A 15955-nucleotide genomic window follows, 5' to 3' on the forward strand; every position below is an offset into this window, starting at 1 on the left:
CGGCAGACCGGCCCTCGGAGCCGAGCGGCGCCACGACCCCCGGGGGCGAGCGGCACCACGGCCCTCGGAGCCGAGCGGCGCCACGGCCTCCGAAGCCGAGCGGCACCACGACACCCGAAGTCGAGCGCCACCACGGCCTCCGAGTCGAGCCGCACCACGGCCCCCGGAGCCGGTCGACAGGGGCGGCCGTCAGTCCAGGGCGCGGTCCAGCTCGGCCAGTGGCAGCGCGAACAGCATGCGGTCGGACAGCGACCACACCTCGCCGGTCGCCTGCCAGTAGGAGAGGGAGCCCGCGTCCCGCGCCCAGCAGCGGTCCGAGGCGTCGGCGCCGCAGCGGGCCGCCCGGGCCCCCTCGGTGTCCTGCCGCCACAGTCCGCCGTGCCCGTCCTGCGACTCGGGCAGCCGTCCCACATACCAGGACGGCTCGTCCGCCCCGGGCTTCCGGTACGACAGCACACCCCGGACCCCGTCCGCCCGGGTCCGGTACGCCTCCACCGCGTCCGCCCGCCCCCAGGCGTCCGTGGCGAGCAGCCCGGGGCGCGCAGGATCGGTGCTGAACGCGTACCGCCACAGCCGGGCGCGGCGGTCGCCGCCGGGCCCGGTCCACTCCGCGGCGACCAGGCTGTCGGGCGCCGAACCGCGGTCGAGGGCGAGCGCGCCGGGACAGGGCGGCCCGGAAGGGGCGCAGCGGCCCGAGGCGAAGCGGTACGAGGCGACCGCGGGCAGTACGTAGCCGTAGCCGTCGGCGGACCAGCCGCCGGCCACGCGGCCGATCGCGGGCCCGTCGACCGTGGTGCGCTGGATGCGGTCGAGGTCGTAGACGTAGAGCGCGTCGGCGCCGCCGGCCGTGGTGGTGACCAGCAGCTTGTTCTGGTACCAGACCATGCCGGAGACGCCGGAGGTCAGGCCCCGGTAGTCCCGGCCGCCGTCGACCGGCACCACCAGCAGCACCCAGCGGTAGGAGAGGTGCGCGGGGTCGTCCGCGTCGACGAAGGCGACCCGGGCGAGGCCCCGCTCGGCGGGGCGGCCGGTGGCGGCGCTGTGCGTCCAGCCGGCGAGGACGACCCGGTGGGTGCCCCAGACACCGTCGTCGTCGGCGTCCCCGGAGGTGGTCACCGAGGCGGGCCGCCAGTCGTCGGTGGTGGTGTCGGCCGGGTCCCAGCAGTAGGCGCGGGTGGCGGCCGGAGCGACGGGCAGGGAGGCGCGGTCACCGGCGGAGCAGCCGTCGCCCTCGCTCATGGTGCGGTCGGCGCTCTCCAGCACGGCGTCCACACCGACCGGCCGGCCCATCGCGGCGGCGAGCCGGTCCAGGGAGCGCGCGGGGACCAGGTGCTCCTGGAGGCGGAGCCGGCTGGTGTCCGCCGGGGAGGTCAGCGGCTTCAGCGCCCCCGGGTCCTGGGCGACCTCTGCCTGGGAGGCGCTGATCAGGGTGGCCGCGGCGGTGAGCGCCAGCGCGGTGCCCGTCAGGACGGCGCGCAGTGCCGCGCCCCGTCTGCGTCGGCGGTGTCTGCCGCGATGCTTCATCTCTCCTCCAGAGGGCGGGCCAACTGCGCCTGGTGATCCGTACGTTGACGCGAGGAGCAGGTGGGGAGGCCCGTACGGGATGCTACGGCAGGAACGGGCCGCGCAGGGCCAAGACCGCGCAGATGGGCGGAAGACGCGCCTGCGGGGCCGTGGCCGGCCGGGTGGTCGCCGCTGTCCGGGCTACTCGGTTCGGCCCTCGTGCACGGCATTCCGTTTCCGGGTCACCGCCGGTGCTGACGACTGGGGGAGCAGGTCGGACAAATCTTCCGGAAGTGTTACTTCCACTTCCGCATCGTCGCAGAAACGATACGGCCGATGTTGGAGAAGTTCCCCCAGATACCTCCGGATTCTGGACATCTCCGCCCGTACGGTCACGGTCCGGGAAGGATCACCGAACAGATCCTCGGCCAGCCCCGCCGCCCCGCGCCCGGTACGGTGCTCGGCCAGCAGGAACAGCAACTCGGCATGGCGCGGACTCAGTTCCCGCGACCAGGAGCCCGCCGACGCCGTGACCGTCATCGTGCGGCGGCCCGGCCGGGCGAGGTCCAGCACGATCCGGCGGCCACCGGCCCGCGGCTCCTCCTCGGCCCGCAGCAGCCAGCCCCCGGTGAGTGGCTCCACCGCGCACGAGCCGAGCGAGGGCAGCCACCGGCGGCCCGGCGCCAGCGTCTTGGGCAGCGTCACCCGCCGCACGTACGGCATCCCGGTCACGGCCGCTGCCCAGCCGTCGCGGTCCACCACCAGCGCGCGCCCGGCCAGCCGGGCCAGTACCGGCGCCGCCACGGCCCGCAGCCTCTCCAGCGAGGCCGAATGCAGCTCCCGCAGCCGGGCCTCGGCCAGCTTGGCCACCGAGTCCACCCAGGCGAGGGTCGCCGGATGCATGGTCTCCAGCGGGCCGCTGACGTCCACCACCCCGAGCAGCCGGCCGTCCCGTGGATCGGTGATCGGGGCGCCCGTACAGGTCCAGGAGGTGTGCGACCGTACGAAGTGCTCGGCGGCGAACACCTGGACCGGCCGCCGTACCACCGCCGGGGTGCCCACCCCGTTGGTGCCGACGACGTCTTCCCGCCAGTCCGCGCCGAGTTCGAAGCCGAGCCCGTCCGCCTTGCGCAGCACCGAGGGCGCCCCCTCCCGCCACAGCACGCGCCCGTCGGCGTCCGCGACGACCATGATGTGCTGGGCGAGGTCCGCGACCGAAAGCAGCCCTTCCCGCAGCACCGGCAGGACATGGCGCAGCGGCGACTCCTCCCGTCGGCGCCGCACCTCGTCCGAGGGCAACAGCCCGGACCTGAAGTCGCGTTCGGGATCGACGCCACTGCGCAGCATCCGCCCCCACGACTGCTCGATCACCGGACGGGGCGCGAGCCGCGCACGCTGCCCGGCGAGCGTGGCCTCGCGCACCTCGCTCAGCACCCGTGCCGCCTGCGCCGCGTCCACGGCGGCCAGGCGCGCCACGTTCATCGGCGGGTTCACCACTACGGTCCTCCCGGGAAAGGGTGTCGAACACACTTGTCAAGCCGTCCGGGCGGCGGTTTCCGGTCCGGCTGTGCCTCTCATACTGCCGTTCCGCGCATGGCGGAGGCACAGACTTCGCGCATGTGCCCCCATAAGTTGCAACCCCCTGCAACCCTGGTGAACCGTCGGGGCGTGGCTGAGACTTGACCCAGGTGGTGGGGGGTGGTGCCGTGTCGGCGCAGCACCACCCCCTTCCTCCGAGGCAGGGCCGGCTCGGCAGGTCAGGCCGGTCTGCGCGTCACCGCGTCGGGCGTGCGCGGTCCACCACCGACTCCAGGTCCAAGCCCGCCGGCAACGTGCCGAAAGATGCTCCATGGTCACCGCCCAGGCGGGAGGCGCAGAAGGCGTCGGCGACCTCCGGCGGGGCGTACCGCACCAGGAGGGAGCCCTGGAGAACCAGCGCGAGCCGTTCCACCAGGCGCCGGGCGCGCCCCTCGACGCCGTCCAGATCGGCGAGTTCGGTGAACAGGTCCTTCACCGCCCGGTCCAGCCGGTGGTCGGCGCCGTGCGCCTGGCCGATCTCGGTGAGGCAGGCGTCCAGCGCGCCCGGCTCCCGTTGCAGGGCTCGGAGCACGTCCAGCGCCTGCACGTTCCCGGCGCCCTCCCAGATGGAGTTCAGCGGCGACTCCCGTACCAGCCGGGGCAGGCCGGACTCCTCGACGTACCCGTTGCCGCCCAGGCACTCGGCGGCCTCCACGGCCACCGGCGCGCAGCGCTTGGTGATCCAGAACTTGGCGGCGGGCACCGCGAGCCGCAGGAAGGCCCGCTCCTGCTCGCCGTCGTCGTCGCAGGCCGCGGCGAGGCGCAGCGCGAGCGCCGTCGCCGCCTCCGACTCCAGCGCGAGATCGGCGAGGACGTTGCGCATCAGCGGCTTGTCGACCAGCTTCCCGCCGAACGCCTCCCGGTGCGCGCAGTGGTGCACGGCCTGCGCCACCGCCTGCCGCATCAGCCCCGCCGAGCCGAGCGCGCAGTCCAGCCGGGTCGCGGTGACCATCCCGATGATCGTGCGCACCCCGCGGCCCTCCTCGCCGACCCGGCGCGCCCAGGTGCCGTCGAACTCGACCTCGGCCGAGGCGTTCGAGCGGTTGCCCAGTTTGTCCTTCAGCCGCTGGATCAGGAAGACGTTGCGACCGCCGTCGGGCAGCAGCCGCGGGACCAGGAAGCAGGTGAGCCCGCCCGGGGCCTGCGCCAGCACCAGGAACGCGTCCGACATCGGCGCCGAGCAGAACCACTTGTGCCCCGTCAGCGTGTACGTGCCGTCCTCCACGAGGGGCCGCGCCGCGGTGGTGTTCGCGCGGACGTCGCTGCCGCCCTGCTTCTCGGTCATGCCCATCCCGAACAGCGCGCCGGGTTTCTGATCGACGGGCCGCAGCTCCCGGTCGTAGACCGTGGACGCCAGCCGGGGCTCCCACTCGGCGGCCAGCTCCGCGTCGGCGCGCAGCGCGGGCACGGCCGCGTGCGTCATCGACAGCGGGCAGCAGGTGCCCGCCTCGACCTGCGTCCAGACCAGGAACCCGGCCGCCCGGCGCACATGCCCCGAGGGCCGCGTCCAGGCGCCGGTCAGCCCCGCCGAGACGGCCTTGCCGAGCAGCCGGTGCCAGGCCGGGTGGAAGTCGACCTCGTCGATCCGGTGGCCGTACCGGTCGTGGCTGCGCAGCCGGGGCGGCTGCTCGTTCGCCTGCACCGCCCACTCCTGGAGCTGCACAGAACCGGCGGCCCGGCCGAGCGCGGACAGCTCGGCCCGCACCTCCTCCAGGACATCCGCGCCGGTGTACCGGTCGACGGCCTCGACGAGGGCACGGTCGGCGGTGAAGACGTCGTAGCCGGCCAGCGGAGGCGGCTGGTTCGTCACGGTGTGGGTGGAGGTGCCTGCCATGATTGCGAACCTACCCGGGACGGCGGCGGTGATGGCCTCCAGAGTGGCACAGCGCCGGAAATCGATGTGCCTCCTCCGTGATCGCCCCCGGAAGGTGAGGGCGGCCCGGTCCGGCGGATACCGTTAGGACGTGCAGCCAGCAAGTGAAACCCCAGAGCGGCCGGCCGGCCGGCTCCACCGGGCCAGAGCCCTCTACCGGAACGTCTCCAAGCGCAGGACCGCCTGGCTGTTGCTCAAGGACACCGTCAACTCCTGCATGGAGTACCGCATCCTGGGCCTGGCGGCGGAGGCGGCGTTCTTCACGCTGCTGTCCGTGCCGCCGCTGCTGCTGAGCCTGATCGGACTGCTCGGCTACGTCGACGACTGGACCGGCGCCGACACCATCCACAGCCTGGAGACCAACCTCCTGGAGGCCTCCCGCACGGTGCTGTCCGACAAGGGCGTCAAGGAGATCGCCGAGCCGATCCTGCACGACGTGATGAAGGGCGGCCGGCCCGACGTCATCTCCATCGGCTTCCTGTTCGCCCTGTGGTCGGGCTCGCGCGCGGTGAACGTCTTCATCGACACCATCACCGTCATGTACGGCCTCGACGGCGTCCGGGGCATCGTCAGGACCCGGATCATGGCGTTCCTGCTGTTCATCGTGGCGCTGCTGATCGGCTCGGTGGCGCTGCCGCTGATGGTGGCCGGGCCGGACGCGGTCGTGCGCATCCTGCCCTGGTCGGAGACGGTCGTCCAGGTCCTGTACTGGCCCGTTGTGATCGTCCTGTCCATCGTCTTCCTGACGACCCTGTACCACGTCTCGGTGCCGGTCCGCTCCCCGTGGATCGAGGACGTGCCCGGCGCCCTGGTCGCCCTCGCCATGTGGGTCCTGGGCAGCTTCCTGCTGCGTATCTACCTCACGAACACCATCGAGGGCGCCACCATCTACGGCTCCCTCGCCGCCGCCGTCGCCGTCCTGCTGTGGATCGGTGTGTCCGCGTTCGCCGTGCTCGTCGGCGCGGCCGTGAACGCGGCCATCGACCGGGTCTGGCCCGCCGCGGCCACGGCCGCGGCGCGCGAGGCGAACGAGCGGATGCGGCAGGCGCAGGTCGCCGAGTACGTCGCCCGCGCCGCGGCGGCCCGCGCGGCCGATCCCGACGACCCCGACGATCCCGACATGCCCTCCGAGTTCCCCGAACGCTGGTCCCGCTTCCTCCCTCCGGAGGACGTGACGGCCCGCCTCCGCACCCACGCGAAGAACCCGCATCACGCGCACAAGGGCAATGGGGGCGCCGGGGGCGCCGGAGGCAAGGGCGGGGATGGCGGTACGGCGCGTCCGGTGCAGTGACCGTCCGGCCGACTCGGGCTGTGGAGGGGCGGACGCGGGTGTGCGGGTCCGAGTCCGAGTCCGGCCGCTGAGAGGCGGCGGCGGGCGCGGGAGCGTGCGGTGGCTGTGATCGGTTGACGGCTGTGAGTGGTTGACGGCTGTGAGTGGCCCTCCCTGATCCCCGTCGTGAAGCACGTCTCCACCCTCGGGTGTGGACCCTGCGGTGGAGAAGGCGGCTGCGCTTGTCCCCGAAATGTCCACCCGGCACTCCACCCCTGCGCCGATCCGCCGGACCCCGTCCCGCGCCTAGCGTGAATGACGTGAAGGTGCAGGCCGGAGGCGTCCGGCCGCAGCAGCCAGTCGGGCACGGCCGCCGTTCGTCGCGCCGCCCGGTACGGCTCCCGGCACCGGGCGAGGAGGCAGCGGACATGACGGACATGACGGGACGCGCACGACGGAGCGGTACGGGGCGGTGGGCGGACGGGGCTGCCGAGAGCGGCGGAACGGGCCGGAGTGCCGCGAGTGGCAGGACAGACCGGATGGACGGGTCCGTCGGGTCCGCCGGGTCTGTCGGGTCCGCCGGGTCTGTCGGGTCTGCCGGGTCCGCCGGGTCTGTCGAGTCCGCCGGGTCCGTCGGGTCCGTCGGGTCCGCCGAGGCTCCGAGGCCAGCCGGTACCGCCCGCGGCCCCCTGCTCTCCCTCGCCGTGGACATCCTCCTCCCGCTCCTCGTCTACTACGCGGCCCGGGCGCTCGGCGCCGGCCAGACAGCGGCCCTGTTGCTGAGCGGTGCGCCACCGGCCCTGCGCCTGCTGGCCGGCGCGGTGCGGCACCGCCGGGTCGACGGTGTGGACCTGTTCTTCACGGTCCTGCTGGCCGCCGCCGCGCTGGTGTCCCTGATCGGCGGCGGCCCCCGCGTCCTGCTGTTCAAGAACGCGGCACTGTCCCTCGCGGTCGGCGGCTGGGCGCTCGGTACCGCGTTCACTCACAGACCCCTGGCGTTCCAGCTGGGACAGCGACTGCACCAGGGAAGCGCGGCCCGCGCACGGGACAGGATCTGGCAGGACAGTGCCGCGTTCCGCCGAGGCCTGCGTGTCCTCACTTCGCTCTGGGGAGCCGAGCAGCTCCTCGACGGCGCCCTCGGCTCAGTCGCCGCCGCGATGCTGCCGACCGATACGGTGCCGCTGCTGGACCGCACCGTCTCGCTGCTCCTGCTGGGCCTGACCGCCGGGGCCACCGCCCTCTATACCCGCCGCTTCCGCATACGCCACGCCCTCCCGCTGTTCGGGGCCCCGGCCCCGACGACGGCACACCGAGGCAGCCCCGCCCCGGCGTCCCCACACCCGAGCTGACGGTGCGGCCGGACACCGACGACGGCTCCACCCGTGCGCTCCGGCCTTCCGACAGGCAACCCGACGACCACCCGGCGGCCCAGGCGCGCTCGCCTTCCCGGTCCGTCACCGGGGGCTCCGCCCAGGCGGTCATGGTCTTCCCAGTCCGTCGCCTGGTGGCGGCCATGTCCGGACGCGGTGGCCTTCCCGTGGACCACCGGCGGTGCCTTCGCCCGGGCGGCCGTCGCGTTCCCGGTCCTCCAGCCGGCGGTGGCCCGGCCCCTCCGCGCTCGCCTTCCCGGTCCGTCGCTCGGCGGCGATCCCGACCAGCCGTCCTGGCCTTCCCGGTCCCCCACCCGAGCGGGGGTCCGCCCGTGTGTTCTCGTCCTCCAGGGCCGCCGCCTCGGCCACCGAGCAGGCCCCCGTACGGGCATCCTCGGCGGCGTACGCTGGCTTGCGTGTACGCGGAGCGGGTGTCCCGGGTGGCCGGTGCGGTCGTGTGGAGGAACTCTCCGGTCGGCGCCGGTGTCCGGCCCGTGTTGCCCGATGGCTGCATGGATCTGATGTGGACCGAGGGGCGGCTGTTGGTCGCCGGTCCCGATACTCGGCCCTATGTCCCCGAGGGTCCGGCCCGTTCCTGGGTGGGCGTCCGCTTCTTCCCCGGCACCGCGCCCGCCCTGCTCGGCGTTCCGGCGCACGAACTGCGCGATCTCCGGGTGGAGCTGGCGGACCTCTGGCCCGCGGCGAGGGTCCGGCGGCTGTGCGACCGGGTCGCCGCGGCTCCCGACCCGGCGAGCGCACTGGAGGACATCGCCCTGGACAGGGCGGCGGAGGCGGAATCCCCGGACCCGCTGCTGCGCCGGGTGGTGGAGTGCCTGGACGAGGGCCGCCCGGTGGCCGCCACGGCCGCCGAACTCGGCCTCGGCGCACGCCGGTTGCACCGCCTCTGCCTGACCGCGTTCGGTTACGGCCCGAAGACCCTGGCCCGCATCCTGCGCCTCCAGCGAGCGCTGGCCCTGGCCCGCTCCGGGACGCCGTACGCGGAGACGGCGGTCCGCGCGGGCTATGCGGACCAGCCCCATCTGGCGCGGGAGGTGCGGGAGCTGGCGGGGATGCCGCTCGGGGAGCTACTCGCCGGGCGCGGGTAGCGGGGCGAACAGGTCGACCGCGTTGCCGTCGGGGTCGTGCACGGTGGCGTAGCGCTGTCCCCAGAAGGCGTCCCACGGCTTGAGTTCTCCGTGGTGACCGGCGGCCACCAGCTCCTCGTAGCGGGCGTCGACCTCGGCGGGGGAGTCGCAGCGGAAGGCGAGCGCGACCCGCCCTCCGCCGGCGGGCGGCTCCCAGCCGGAGTGGAAGGAACGGATGGTCTCCTCGGTGTCCAGGGCGAGCACCAGCCCGCCGGGCAGTTCGGCCTCGACATGCGGCTGGTCCTCGGCTCCGTCGGGGAAGACCAGCCCGAGGCGGCGGTAGAAGGCGAGCGAGGCGGCCAGGTCGGAGGCGACCAGGCCGATCACGGCGAATCGTACGGTCATACGGCCACCGTAGGCGGCGGCCGGTCAGCCGGTCTTGAAGGAATCGGACACCGGCGGCGGGCACGGTCGCGGGCTCGGCTCCGGGTGCCTCGCGCAGCGGTTCCGGCCGGCCGTCCCGAGGTGTTCGACGAGCACGAACGTCACGCTGATCAGCAGCGACCAGGCGCCGAACTTGGTCAGCGGCACCGGCTGCCAGCCGCCGAGCTGCTGCGGGTAGCTCCAGGCGCCCGCGTAGGTCGCGGCGTTCTCGGCGACCCACAGGAAGAAGCCGATCAGCACGAAGGAGACGGCGAGCGGCATGCGGTAGCGGTGGGCGCCCACGCTGAAGCCCACCCAGGTCCCGGCGGTCGCGGCGGTCATCGCCACCGCGAGCGGCCAGCGCAGGTCCGGTATCCAGTGGTGGGTGAAGAAGTTGAGGTAGACGGCGGCGGCCACCAGGGTCGTGGCGGCGGCGCGGTAGCGGGTGTAGCGCAGCCGCATCAGCCGCCGGGCCCGGCACACGTAACTGGCGACGGCCGCGTACATGAAGCCGCCGTACAGCGGCACTCCGGCGACCTTGGTGAGGGCGTCCTCCGGGTAACTCCACGACCCCAGACGCACCTTGACCAGCTCGAACAGCAGCCCCAGCACATGGCACACGGCGATCACGGCGGTGTCGCGCCGGGTCTCCCAGCCCACCCGGCGGGCGACGAGGGTGAGCAGCACGCCGTAGACGAGGACCAGGTCGTAGCGCGCCACGGGCAGCGGGGGCAGCAGCCGGGAGGCACCGATCCCGGCCAGCAGCGCCACGGCGAAGGCGCAGGCGCGGGCCTGGACCATCCCGAACCGCACCAGTTGTCCGAACCCTTGCCGGAGCCCGCTCGCGGCGGACCTCTCCTCGTTGCGCATGCCCCTTCCTTCGCGCGACAGCGAGGGCCCGATGGTAGGGCCTCATTTGAACACGTTCAAATGGGGAGTGTGGTTCCGGCATGGCCTGGCATGCGGACCGGCACTGCCCAGGAACGATCCCGGCGCACGGCCCCAACGCCGCCCTGCCGCTTGACCGCCGCCGAAATCTCGTTGCGGGCCGGCGAGGGGGCCTGGATGATCCGGTGGTCCGGTGAGGGGAGTGGTAGTTGGCCGATGTGTTCGTGTGCGCCGGATGCGGTGCGGAGTTGACCGTGCCGCTGCGACGGGTGGCGCTGCCCGTGCGGGCGCGGCACCGGTACGGGCACGAGATGCTTCCGGTGCTGATGGAGTCCGGGACCTACGCCGTCGACCCGGAGCCCTGGGGGCCGCCCTGGCGGCCGTGCTCGGAGATCACCGAGGAGGAGGCGGCGGCCCGGGGCGTGTTCGCGCCGGTTCCCTTCCTGTCCCTCGGTCCGCCGGGAGCGATCGTGACGGCGCCGGGTGACGTCCGGGGTACGGTCCTCGTCCCGGACCGGTGCGAGGGCTACTGTTTGGGCCTCGACGGCGGAGCCGGTCCCAACCTGGCCTGCGCGGCCTGCGGCGAGCCGGTGGCGACCCGTATCGACGACTGCTCCTACTGGCAGGTGGTCCGGCTCCACCCGACCGCCGTGGAGCGCGTGGCGGGCCCCGCCGACCCGGTCGCCGACTGGGACACCGTCCTTCGGGAGTGCGGCACGCCCCCGGTCGAGCCGGACGGCTGGTGGAGCCCGCAGTGGGAGGCGGCGGCGAGCGTCGCCCTCGCCCATCTGCTGGTGGCATCCGAGGGCGAGCCGGTGGCGCTGCCCGCCGGGCCCGCCACGGACATGTTCGGCCGCGCGCTCACGACCCTCCTGCCACCCGGCCCACCGACCCGCACGCTATCCCTGTCCGGCCCAGGCTTGCAGGCTTCCGGGCCCGACGTTGCCACCGTCGGCTCAGGCTTGCCCGCTCCCGGCCCCGACGTTCCCACCGTCGGCTCAGGCTTGCCTGCTTCCGGCCCCCGCGTCCCGACCGTAGGTCCCGGCGTCCCCACCGTCGGCCCCAGCCTGACCGCGCGCAGCCCCGCCCCCCGCATCGCGCTCGTGCCCGTGCACCCGCAGACCGGTGAGGTGTGGCGGGTGGGTGCCGGTGTTCCGGTCGTGCCGCTGCCTGCCGATGTGTGGACGGTCCTGGCCTTCCGCCACGACCGGCAGGACGGGGCGCGGCTGCCCGTGACCGGAGGCCTGCCCCGGGACGTGCAACGCGACGACCCGCTGCCGCTGCGTCCCCGGAGCCCGTTCCGGCTCGACCAGAGCCTGTTCGTGCGCACTTTGGCCGGGATGCCGGAGGTCCGTCGGCCCTGGCTGCGGCGTGTCCACGACCGCGCGAGCCGGTTCCCGCCGCCCCGCGACCTGTACTAGCACTCCTCAGTCGAAGACGACCGGCCCGTTCGGGCTGTCCACGGTGAAGGAGAGCTCGAACGGCCCCATGGTGAGCCTGAGCGAGGTGCCCAGGGCCGTCAGCGGGCCGCGCACCCGCTCGGGTTCGGGCGCCGACGCCGACACCGCCAGCAGCGGGGTGACCGGCAGTCCCGAGTCGGCCGGGTGCCGGGAGTCGCCCCAGTCGATGAGGAACGGCACCAGGCCCCCCGTCTCGCCGAGGCCGGCGTCGGTCAGCCGCCACCGCAGCAGGGTGCCGTCCGGGGTGCGGCGGCTCATCGGCCGTACCGGGCCCGGGTCATGGCCCCGCGCCCGCGCCCCGGTGATCGTCGCGTCCAGCTCGGGCGGGCTGATCGCCCAGGTCAGCACGGTCGGCGCGGTCAGCCGGTCGACACCGAACGGCCGTGGCCCGGCAGGCTCCGGCTGGTCCGGATCGGGCCCGAGGATCTCCAGATAGCTCCGGCCGCCCAGTCCCACCAGATGGTTGCGCGTACCCAGTCCGACGTGCACCCCGCCGGGCGCCGGAGTGACCCCGGTCCGCCGCGCGAACTCGGTGACCGTCGCGTTCAGGTCGGGCGTGGCGAGGACGAGATGGTCCAGCAGTGGCGGAATCGCGTTCATCGCGCAGGAGGTTACGGGATCGGGGCCGTCCCCGGGAACGCCCCTGCGGCACCATGGGCGCATGATCCGTACCGCACGCGCCCTGCCGCTGCTCCTGGTCCTTCCCGCACTGCTCACGGCGTGCGGCACCGAGAAGGCGGACACCGGCGATGCCCGGGAGCCGGCGTCCGGCGATGCCCGGGCGTCGGCGTCCCCGAGCGTCCGGGAATCGGCGTCCCCGAGCGTCCGGCGCGCCGAACTGGACCTCCGGCTCCGCGCGTTGGGCATCGCGCCGGAACTCGTCTACGTCACCGAGGTGCCGGGCTTCACGCTCGCGCAGCAGTCCGTCGGCGTGAACGGGGACGACGGCTTCTCCGTCGCGTACTGGGCGAAGAACGGCGCCGTGCTCCACCTCCACGCCGAGCGGGGCAGCGCCGCCGACTGCCCGGAGGGCTACACCTGCCTGACACCCGCGAAGGGCCAAGTGGTGCGGATCAGCGGCGAGAAGGTCCCGTCCGACGTGCTCCGCGGCGCCGCGGACGCCGTCCACCGCCCCGCACCGGCGGAACTCGCCGCACTCCTGCCGCCGGTCCCCACGGCGACGGCACCGGTGCGGCGCGGGGACCTGCCGTCGTACGGCGACGGAGCGCCCGACAACAGCGTGGGCGAGGGTGGTTGAGCGGAACGCCCCGTGACCGGACGGCGCCGGGCCGGGGAGCGGTGGACCGCCCCGCCGGGTCGGCGGGCGTGCGCCTAGAGTCCCGTGGCATGCCTCCTCGTCTCCTCCTCTTCACCCGTACCGCCGACTACCGCCACGACTCCATCCCGGACGCCGTCGCCGCCGTGCGGGCGTCCGGCCGGTTCGCCGTCGAGCACACCGAGGACTCCGCGGACCTCGAACGGCCGCTGGACGGGTTCGCGTCCGTGGTCTTCCTCTCCACCAGCGGGGACGTGCTGACCCCGGCCGGGCGCGAGCGGCTGGAGCGGTACGTCCGGTCGGGCGGCGGCTTCGCCGGGGTGCACGCGGCGGCCTGCACCGAGTACGGGTGGCCGTACTACGGCGAACTGCTCGGCGCCCGCTTCACCCGGCACCCCGCCCACCAGCCGGGCCGGGCCCTCGTCGCGGACCCCACCCACCCCGCCACCCGGCAGGTGCCGGCGGTGTGGGAGTTCACCGACGAGTGGTACGACTTCGACCATTCCCCGGGCGGCGGGGCGCGCGTGCTGCTGCGCGCCGACGAGTCGTCGTACGACGGCGGCGGGATGGGCGCGGACCACCCGCTGGCCTGGTGCCGCGAGCGGGGCCCCGAAGGCGGACGCGTGTTCTACACCGCCCTCGGTCACGCCGCCGACGCCTACCGCGACCCGGTCTTCCTGGCCCACCTGAACGGGGGCCTCACCTGGGCGGCAACGGCCACCCAGTGACGTTTCTGCGGTGAACCGATTGCGCCGTTGGAGTGAGTAAAGCTGGCGTAGGAGGAAGGTCACGTGACTATCTAGACATGCTCTTGTCTTGGCAAAGGGCGTCGAGACGCGGCGGCCCCCCTTCCGCCCCGCGTCACCCACCCACAGGAGGAGCCGACCTTGACCTACGGAAACAAGCTGCGCGAGCGCATCGCCGGTCCCGGAACCACACCGCTGATCGGCGTGTACGACATGTACTCGGCGTCGATCGCGGCCAAGCACTACGATGGGATGTTCGTATCGGGCTTCGGCTTCGCGGCCTCGTACTACGGACTGCCGGACATCGGATTCATCGCCTGGCCCGACATGGTGGCCTTCGTCCAGCGACTGCGGGGCGCGTTCCCCCACCACCACCTGCTGGTCGACATCGACGACGGGTACGTCGACCCCGAGGTCGCCTGTCACGTCGTCGAGGGACTGGAGCGCATCGGCGCCTCCGGGGTGATCCTGGAGGACCAGAAGCGGCCCCGCCGCTGCGGCCACGCCGACGGCAAGCAGGTGCTGCCCCTGGAGGAGTACCTGGAGAAGCTGCACAAGGTCCTGGAAACCCGCAAGGACCTGGTCGTCGTCGCCCGCACGGACGCCACCGACGAGCACGACATCCTGCACCGCGCCGAACAGCTGGCGGCCACGGACGCCGACGTGGTGCTGGTCGACGGGGTGCGCAGCGTCGAGTGGATCAAGCGGATCCGTGAGGTGGTCGGGGACAAGCCGCTGCTGTTCAACCAGATCGCCGGCGGCAAGTCGCCCCGCCTGTCCCTCGGTGAACTGTCCGACCTCGGCGTGGACGTCGCCATCTACAGCACCCCGTGCCTGTTCGCCGCGCACGAGGCGATGGACTCCGCGCTCGCCGGCCTGAAGGCGGCCGACGGCCGGCTGCCGGAGGTGGACCCCGCGAGCGGCGTCGGCGTGAAGGCCGCCACCAGCCTGCTGGAGCGCAACATCGCCCGCGAGCGGCTCACCCCCGAGGGCGTGGGCGTGTGACCGGTGCCGTACCGAGGCTCGGCATGGCCACGGCGGTCGCCGCCGTGCTCCTCGGGGCCGGCGCCGTACCCGCCGTCGCGTCCGGGAGCCTGATCACCGTGATCGACAACTCCCACGCCGACTCGTGGCTCGAGGTCGATCGCGCGGCCAACCTCCAGACCGGCAGCGGCACCGCCGGCAGCGACCACGACGGCAGCGCCGTGGACGTGGTCGAGGCCCTCGTGGGAGCCGGCCAGGGCGAGGAGGACTGAGCGACAACCGGACCACACGACGGCCGGGCACCCCCTGCGGGAGGTGCCCGGCCGTCACCGTGTCGCCGGCCCGTGGCGTTCCGCCCCGGGGACTCAGTCCTCCTTGAGATCGGGGCGGCCCCTCTCGTCGAGTTCGACGTCCTCCTTCGGGTCGTGCTCGTCGGCGGGCGAGGCCACGGTGACGCGCTGCTGTCCGGGAGCGAGGGTGCGGGAGGCGGCATGGGCCGTGCCGTAGGCGGTGACCAGGGCGACCGCGGCCACGGAGAGGGCCGCGGCGATACGGGTGGAGTGGTTCATGTCCGGCGAACGATCTCCACCGGGACAGGGGCACCTTCCGCGCCCGAACCGGCCGCCGACATCACGCAGTTGGCCGTTCCCTCGTCACGGGCGGTACCCGGCAGGGCGGTTGGCGGGCGGGGCCGTGCTCGCGCGCTGCACCAGCCGGGTCGACAGCTCCGTCCGCGTCCCCTCGGGGCGGTCGCCCCGCATCATCCGCACCAGCAACCGCAGCGCCGTGGCCGCCATCTCCGCCAGCGGCTGGCGTACGGTGGTCAGCGCCGGGGTGACCCAGCGGGCCTCGGGCAGATCGTCGAAGCCCACCACGCTCATGTCGTCCGGCACCCGCACCTCCCGCTCGGCCAGCGCAGCGCACACCCCGAGCGCCATCCGGTCCGAGCACACGAACACCGCGGTGGGCGGCTCGGGCAGGTCCAGCAGTTCGTGCGTGCGCAGCCGGGCGGTGGCCTCGTCGAAGGCCGAGTGCCGGACGTACTCGGCGCGGTGCCGCACGCCCGCCGAGGCAAGCGCCGAGCGGTAGCCGGCCACCCGGGCGCCGTCGGCCATCGTGCGCCGGTGCCCGGCGATCACCGCGATCCGCTCGTGCCCGAGACCCAGCAGATGCTCGGTCGCGCTCACCCCGCCCTGCCAGTTGGCCGCCCCGACCGACACCACCCCGGCCGGCGGCTCGTGCGCCGGGTCGATGAGCACGTACGGGATGCGGTGATGGTCCAGCCAGGCGTACTGCGACGCGGACAGCTCCGCCAGGTTGACCAGCACGCCCGAGGAGCCGCGCGTGGTCAGCTTGTCCAGCCAGTCGCGCTCCGGGCGGGCGCCGCCTCGGGGCCGGGGCGGCCCGGCCGAGACCACCACCCCCCGGCCCGCCTCGTCCGCCGCCACCTCCCCCCCCTGCCGCCCCGCGCCCTAACCAGAACTCTCCCGCGAGTGCCG

At 73.9% G+C, this 15955-nt stretch carries 15 protein-coding genes and 1 pseudogene; 8 read left to right on the plus strand and 8 right to left on the minus strand.

Going from position 1 to position 15955, the window contains the following annotated elements:
- Positions 1–189 precede the first annotated feature (189 nt).
- From ACZ4WH_RS21365 to ACZ4WH_RS21375, 3 genes are all read right to left on the minus strand, one after another.
- Positions 190–1524: a hypothetical protein gene (locus ACZ4WH_RS21365; RefSeq protein ID WP_468182663.1), complete on the minus strand. Its 1335-nt coding sequence runs from the start codon at positions 1522–1524 to the stop codon at positions 190–192.
- Between the two features lie 180 nt (positions 1525–1704).
- Positions 1705–2985: a GAF domain-containing protein gene (locus tag ACZ4WH_RS21370; RefSeq protein ID WP_468182665.1), complete on the minus strand. Its 1281-nt coding sequence runs from the start codon at positions 2983–2985 to the stop codon at positions 1705–1707.
- A 292-nt stretch (positions 2986–3277) separates the two neighbouring features.
- On the minus strand, positions 3278–4915 hold the full coding sequence (locus ACZ4WH_RS21375; RefSeq protein ID WP_468182667.1) for an acyl-CoA dehydrogenase family protein: 1638 nt from the start codon (positions 4913–4915) through the stop codon (positions 3278–3280).
- A 130-nt stretch (positions 4916–5045) separates the two neighbouring features.
- On the opposite strand from ACZ4WH_RS21375, the gene ACZ4WH_RS21380 reads away from it, so the two are divergent.
- From ACZ4WH_RS21380 to ACZ4WH_RS21390, 3 genes are all read left to right on the plus strand, one after another.
- Entirely contained in the window at positions 5046–6245 is a 1200-nt protein-coding gene (locus ACZ4WH_RS21380; RefSeq protein WP_468182669.1) for a YihY/virulence factor BrkB family protein, read from the plus strand.
- A 518-nt stretch (positions 6246–6763) separates the two neighbouring features.
- Positions 6764–7573: a VC0807 family protein gene (locus tag ACZ4WH_RS21385; RefSeq protein ID WP_468182671.1), complete on the plus strand. Its 810-nt coding sequence runs from the start codon at positions 6764–6766 to the stop codon at positions 7571–7573.
- A gap of 437 nt (positions 7574–8010) precedes the next feature.
- Complete coding sequence (locus ACZ4WH_RS21390; protein WP_468182673.1) at positions 8011–8700, plus strand: helix-turn-helix domain-containing protein; 690 nt, start codon at positions 8011–8013, stop codon at positions 8698–8700.
- Here ACZ4WH_RS21390 and ACZ4WH_RS21395 read toward each other — a convergent pair.
- The gene (locus ACZ4WH_RS21395; protein ID WP_468182675.1) at positions 8680–9084 is read right to left on the minus strand and encodes a VOC family protein; all 405 of its coding nucleotides are present in this window, start codon (positions 9082–9084) and stop codon (positions 8680–8682) included. The two genes, ACZ4WH_RS21390 and ACZ4WH_RS21395, sit on opposite strands and share 21 nt — an antisense overlap.
- Positions 9085–9108: 24 nt before the next feature.
- Entirely contained in the window at positions 9109–9972 is an 864-nt protein-coding gene (locus ACZ4WH_RS21400; RefSeq protein ID WP_468182677.1) for a DUF817 domain-containing protein, read from the minus strand.
- A 227-nt stretch (positions 9973–10199) separates the two neighbouring features.
- On the opposite strand from ACZ4WH_RS21400, the gene ACZ4WH_RS21405 reads away from it, so the two are divergent.
- Complete coding sequence (locus ACZ4WH_RS21405) at positions 10200–11411, plus strand: hypothetical protein (protein ID WP_468182679.1); 1212 nt, start codon at positions 10200–10202, stop codon at positions 11409–11411.
- Between the two features lie 6 nt (positions 11412–11417).
- Here the strand turns inward: ACZ4WH_RS21405 and ACZ4WH_RS21410 are convergent, their stop codons facing one another.
- Positions 11418–12050, minus strand: coding sequence for a VOC family protein (locus ACZ4WH_RS21410; protein ID WP_468182680.1), 633 nt, complete (start codon positions 12048–12050; stop codon positions 11418–11420).
- Between the two features lie 61 nt (positions 12051–12111).
- On the opposite strand from ACZ4WH_RS21410, the gene ACZ4WH_RS21415 reads away from it, so the two are divergent.
- The 4 genes from ACZ4WH_RS21415 (at position 12112) to ACZ4WH_RS21430 (ending at position 14728) form a co-directional block, all read left to right on the plus strand.
- On the plus strand, positions 12112–12708 hold the full coding sequence (locus ACZ4WH_RS21415) for a membrane lipoprotein (RefSeq protein WP_468182682.1): 597 nt from the start codon (positions 12112–12114) through the stop codon (positions 12706–12708).
- An 89-nt stretch (positions 12709–12797) separates the two neighbouring features.
- Positions 12798–13454, plus strand: coding sequence for a ThuA domain-containing protein (locus ACZ4WH_RS21420; protein WP_468182684.1), 657 nt, complete (start codon positions 12798–12800; stop codon positions 13452–13454).
- Between the two features lie 159 nt (positions 13455–13613).
- Positions 13614–14477, plus strand: a complete 864-nt coding sequence (locus tag ACZ4WH_RS21425) for an isocitrate lyase/PEP mutase family protein (protein WP_468182686.1) — start codon at positions 13614–13616, stop codon at positions 14475–14477.
- A 23-nt stretch (positions 14478–14500) separates the two neighbouring features.
- Positions 14501–14728, plus strand: a complete 228-nt coding sequence (locus ACZ4WH_RS21430; protein ID WP_468182688.1) for a hypothetical protein — start codon at positions 14501–14503, stop codon at positions 14726–14728.
- Between the two features lie 93 nt (positions 14729–14821).
- Here the strand turns inward: ACZ4WH_RS21430 and ACZ4WH_RS21435 are convergent, their stop codons facing one another.
- The gene (locus ACZ4WH_RS21435) at positions 14822–15025 is read right to left on the minus strand and encodes a hypothetical protein (RefSeq protein ID WP_468182690.1); all 204 of its coding nucleotides are present in this window, start codon (positions 15023–15025) and stop codon (positions 14822–14824) included.
- 84 nt (positions 15026–15109) lie between these two features.
- A pseudogene (locus tag ACZ4WH_RS21440) lies at positions 15110–15913 on the minus strand (substrate-binding domain-containing protein); the annotation flags it as partial.
- Positions 15914–15955 lie beyond the last annotated feature (42 nt).

Source organism: Streptomyces sp. NPDC029138 (assembly GCF_055564375.1).

What these genes read in the sequence shown, in the direction of transcription:
- ACZ4WH_RS21365 (WP_468182663.1), bottom strand. Translation starts at nt 1,524, where the DNA reads ATGAAGCATCGCGGCAGACACCGCCGACGCAGACGGGGCGCGGCACTG.
- ACZ4WH_RS21370 (WP_468182665.1), bottom strand. Translation starts at nt 2,985, where the DNA reads ATGAACGTGGCGCGCCTGGCCGCCGTGGACGCGGCGCAGGCGGCACGG.
- ACZ4WH_RS21375 (WP_468182667.1), bottom strand. Translation starts at nt 4,915, where the DNA reads ATGGCAGGCACCTCCACCCACACCGTGACGAACCAGCCGCCTCCGCTG.
- ACZ4WH_RS21385 (WP_468182671.1), top strand. Translation starts at nt 6,764, where the DNA reads ATGGACGGGTCCGTCGGGTCCGCCGGGTCTGTCGGGTCCGCCGGGTCT.
- ACZ4WH_RS21395 (WP_468182675.1), bottom strand. Translation starts at nt 9,084, where the DNA reads ATGACCGTACGATTCGCCGTGATCGGCCTGGTCGCCTCCGACCTGGCC.
- ACZ4WH_RS21400 (WP_468182677.1), bottom strand. Translation starts at nt 9,972, where the DNA reads ATGCGCAACGAGGAGAGGTCCGCCGCGAGCGGGCTCCGGCAAGGGTTC.
- ACZ4WH_RS21410 (WP_468182680.1), bottom strand. Translation starts at nt 12,050, where the DNA reads ATGAACGCGATTCCGCCACTGCTGGACCATCTCGTCCTCGCCACGCCC.
- ACZ4WH_RS21415 (WP_468182682.1), top strand. Translation starts at nt 12,112, where the DNA reads ATGATCCGTACCGCACGCGCCCTGCCGCTGCTCCTGGTCCTTCCCGCA.
- ACZ4WH_RS21420 (WP_468182684.1), top strand. Translation starts at nt 12,798, where the DNA reads ATGCCTCCTCGTCTCCTCCTCTTCACCCGTACCGCCGACTACCGCCAC.
- ACZ4WH_RS21430 (WP_468182688.1), top strand. Translation starts at nt 14,501, where the DNA reads ATGGCCACGGCGGTCGCCGCCGTGCTCCTCGGGGCCGGCGCCGTACCC.
- ACZ4WH_RS21435 (WP_468182690.1), bottom strand. Translation starts at nt 15,025, where the DNA reads ATGAACCACTCCACCCGTATCGCCGCGGCCCTCTCCGTGGCCGCGGTC.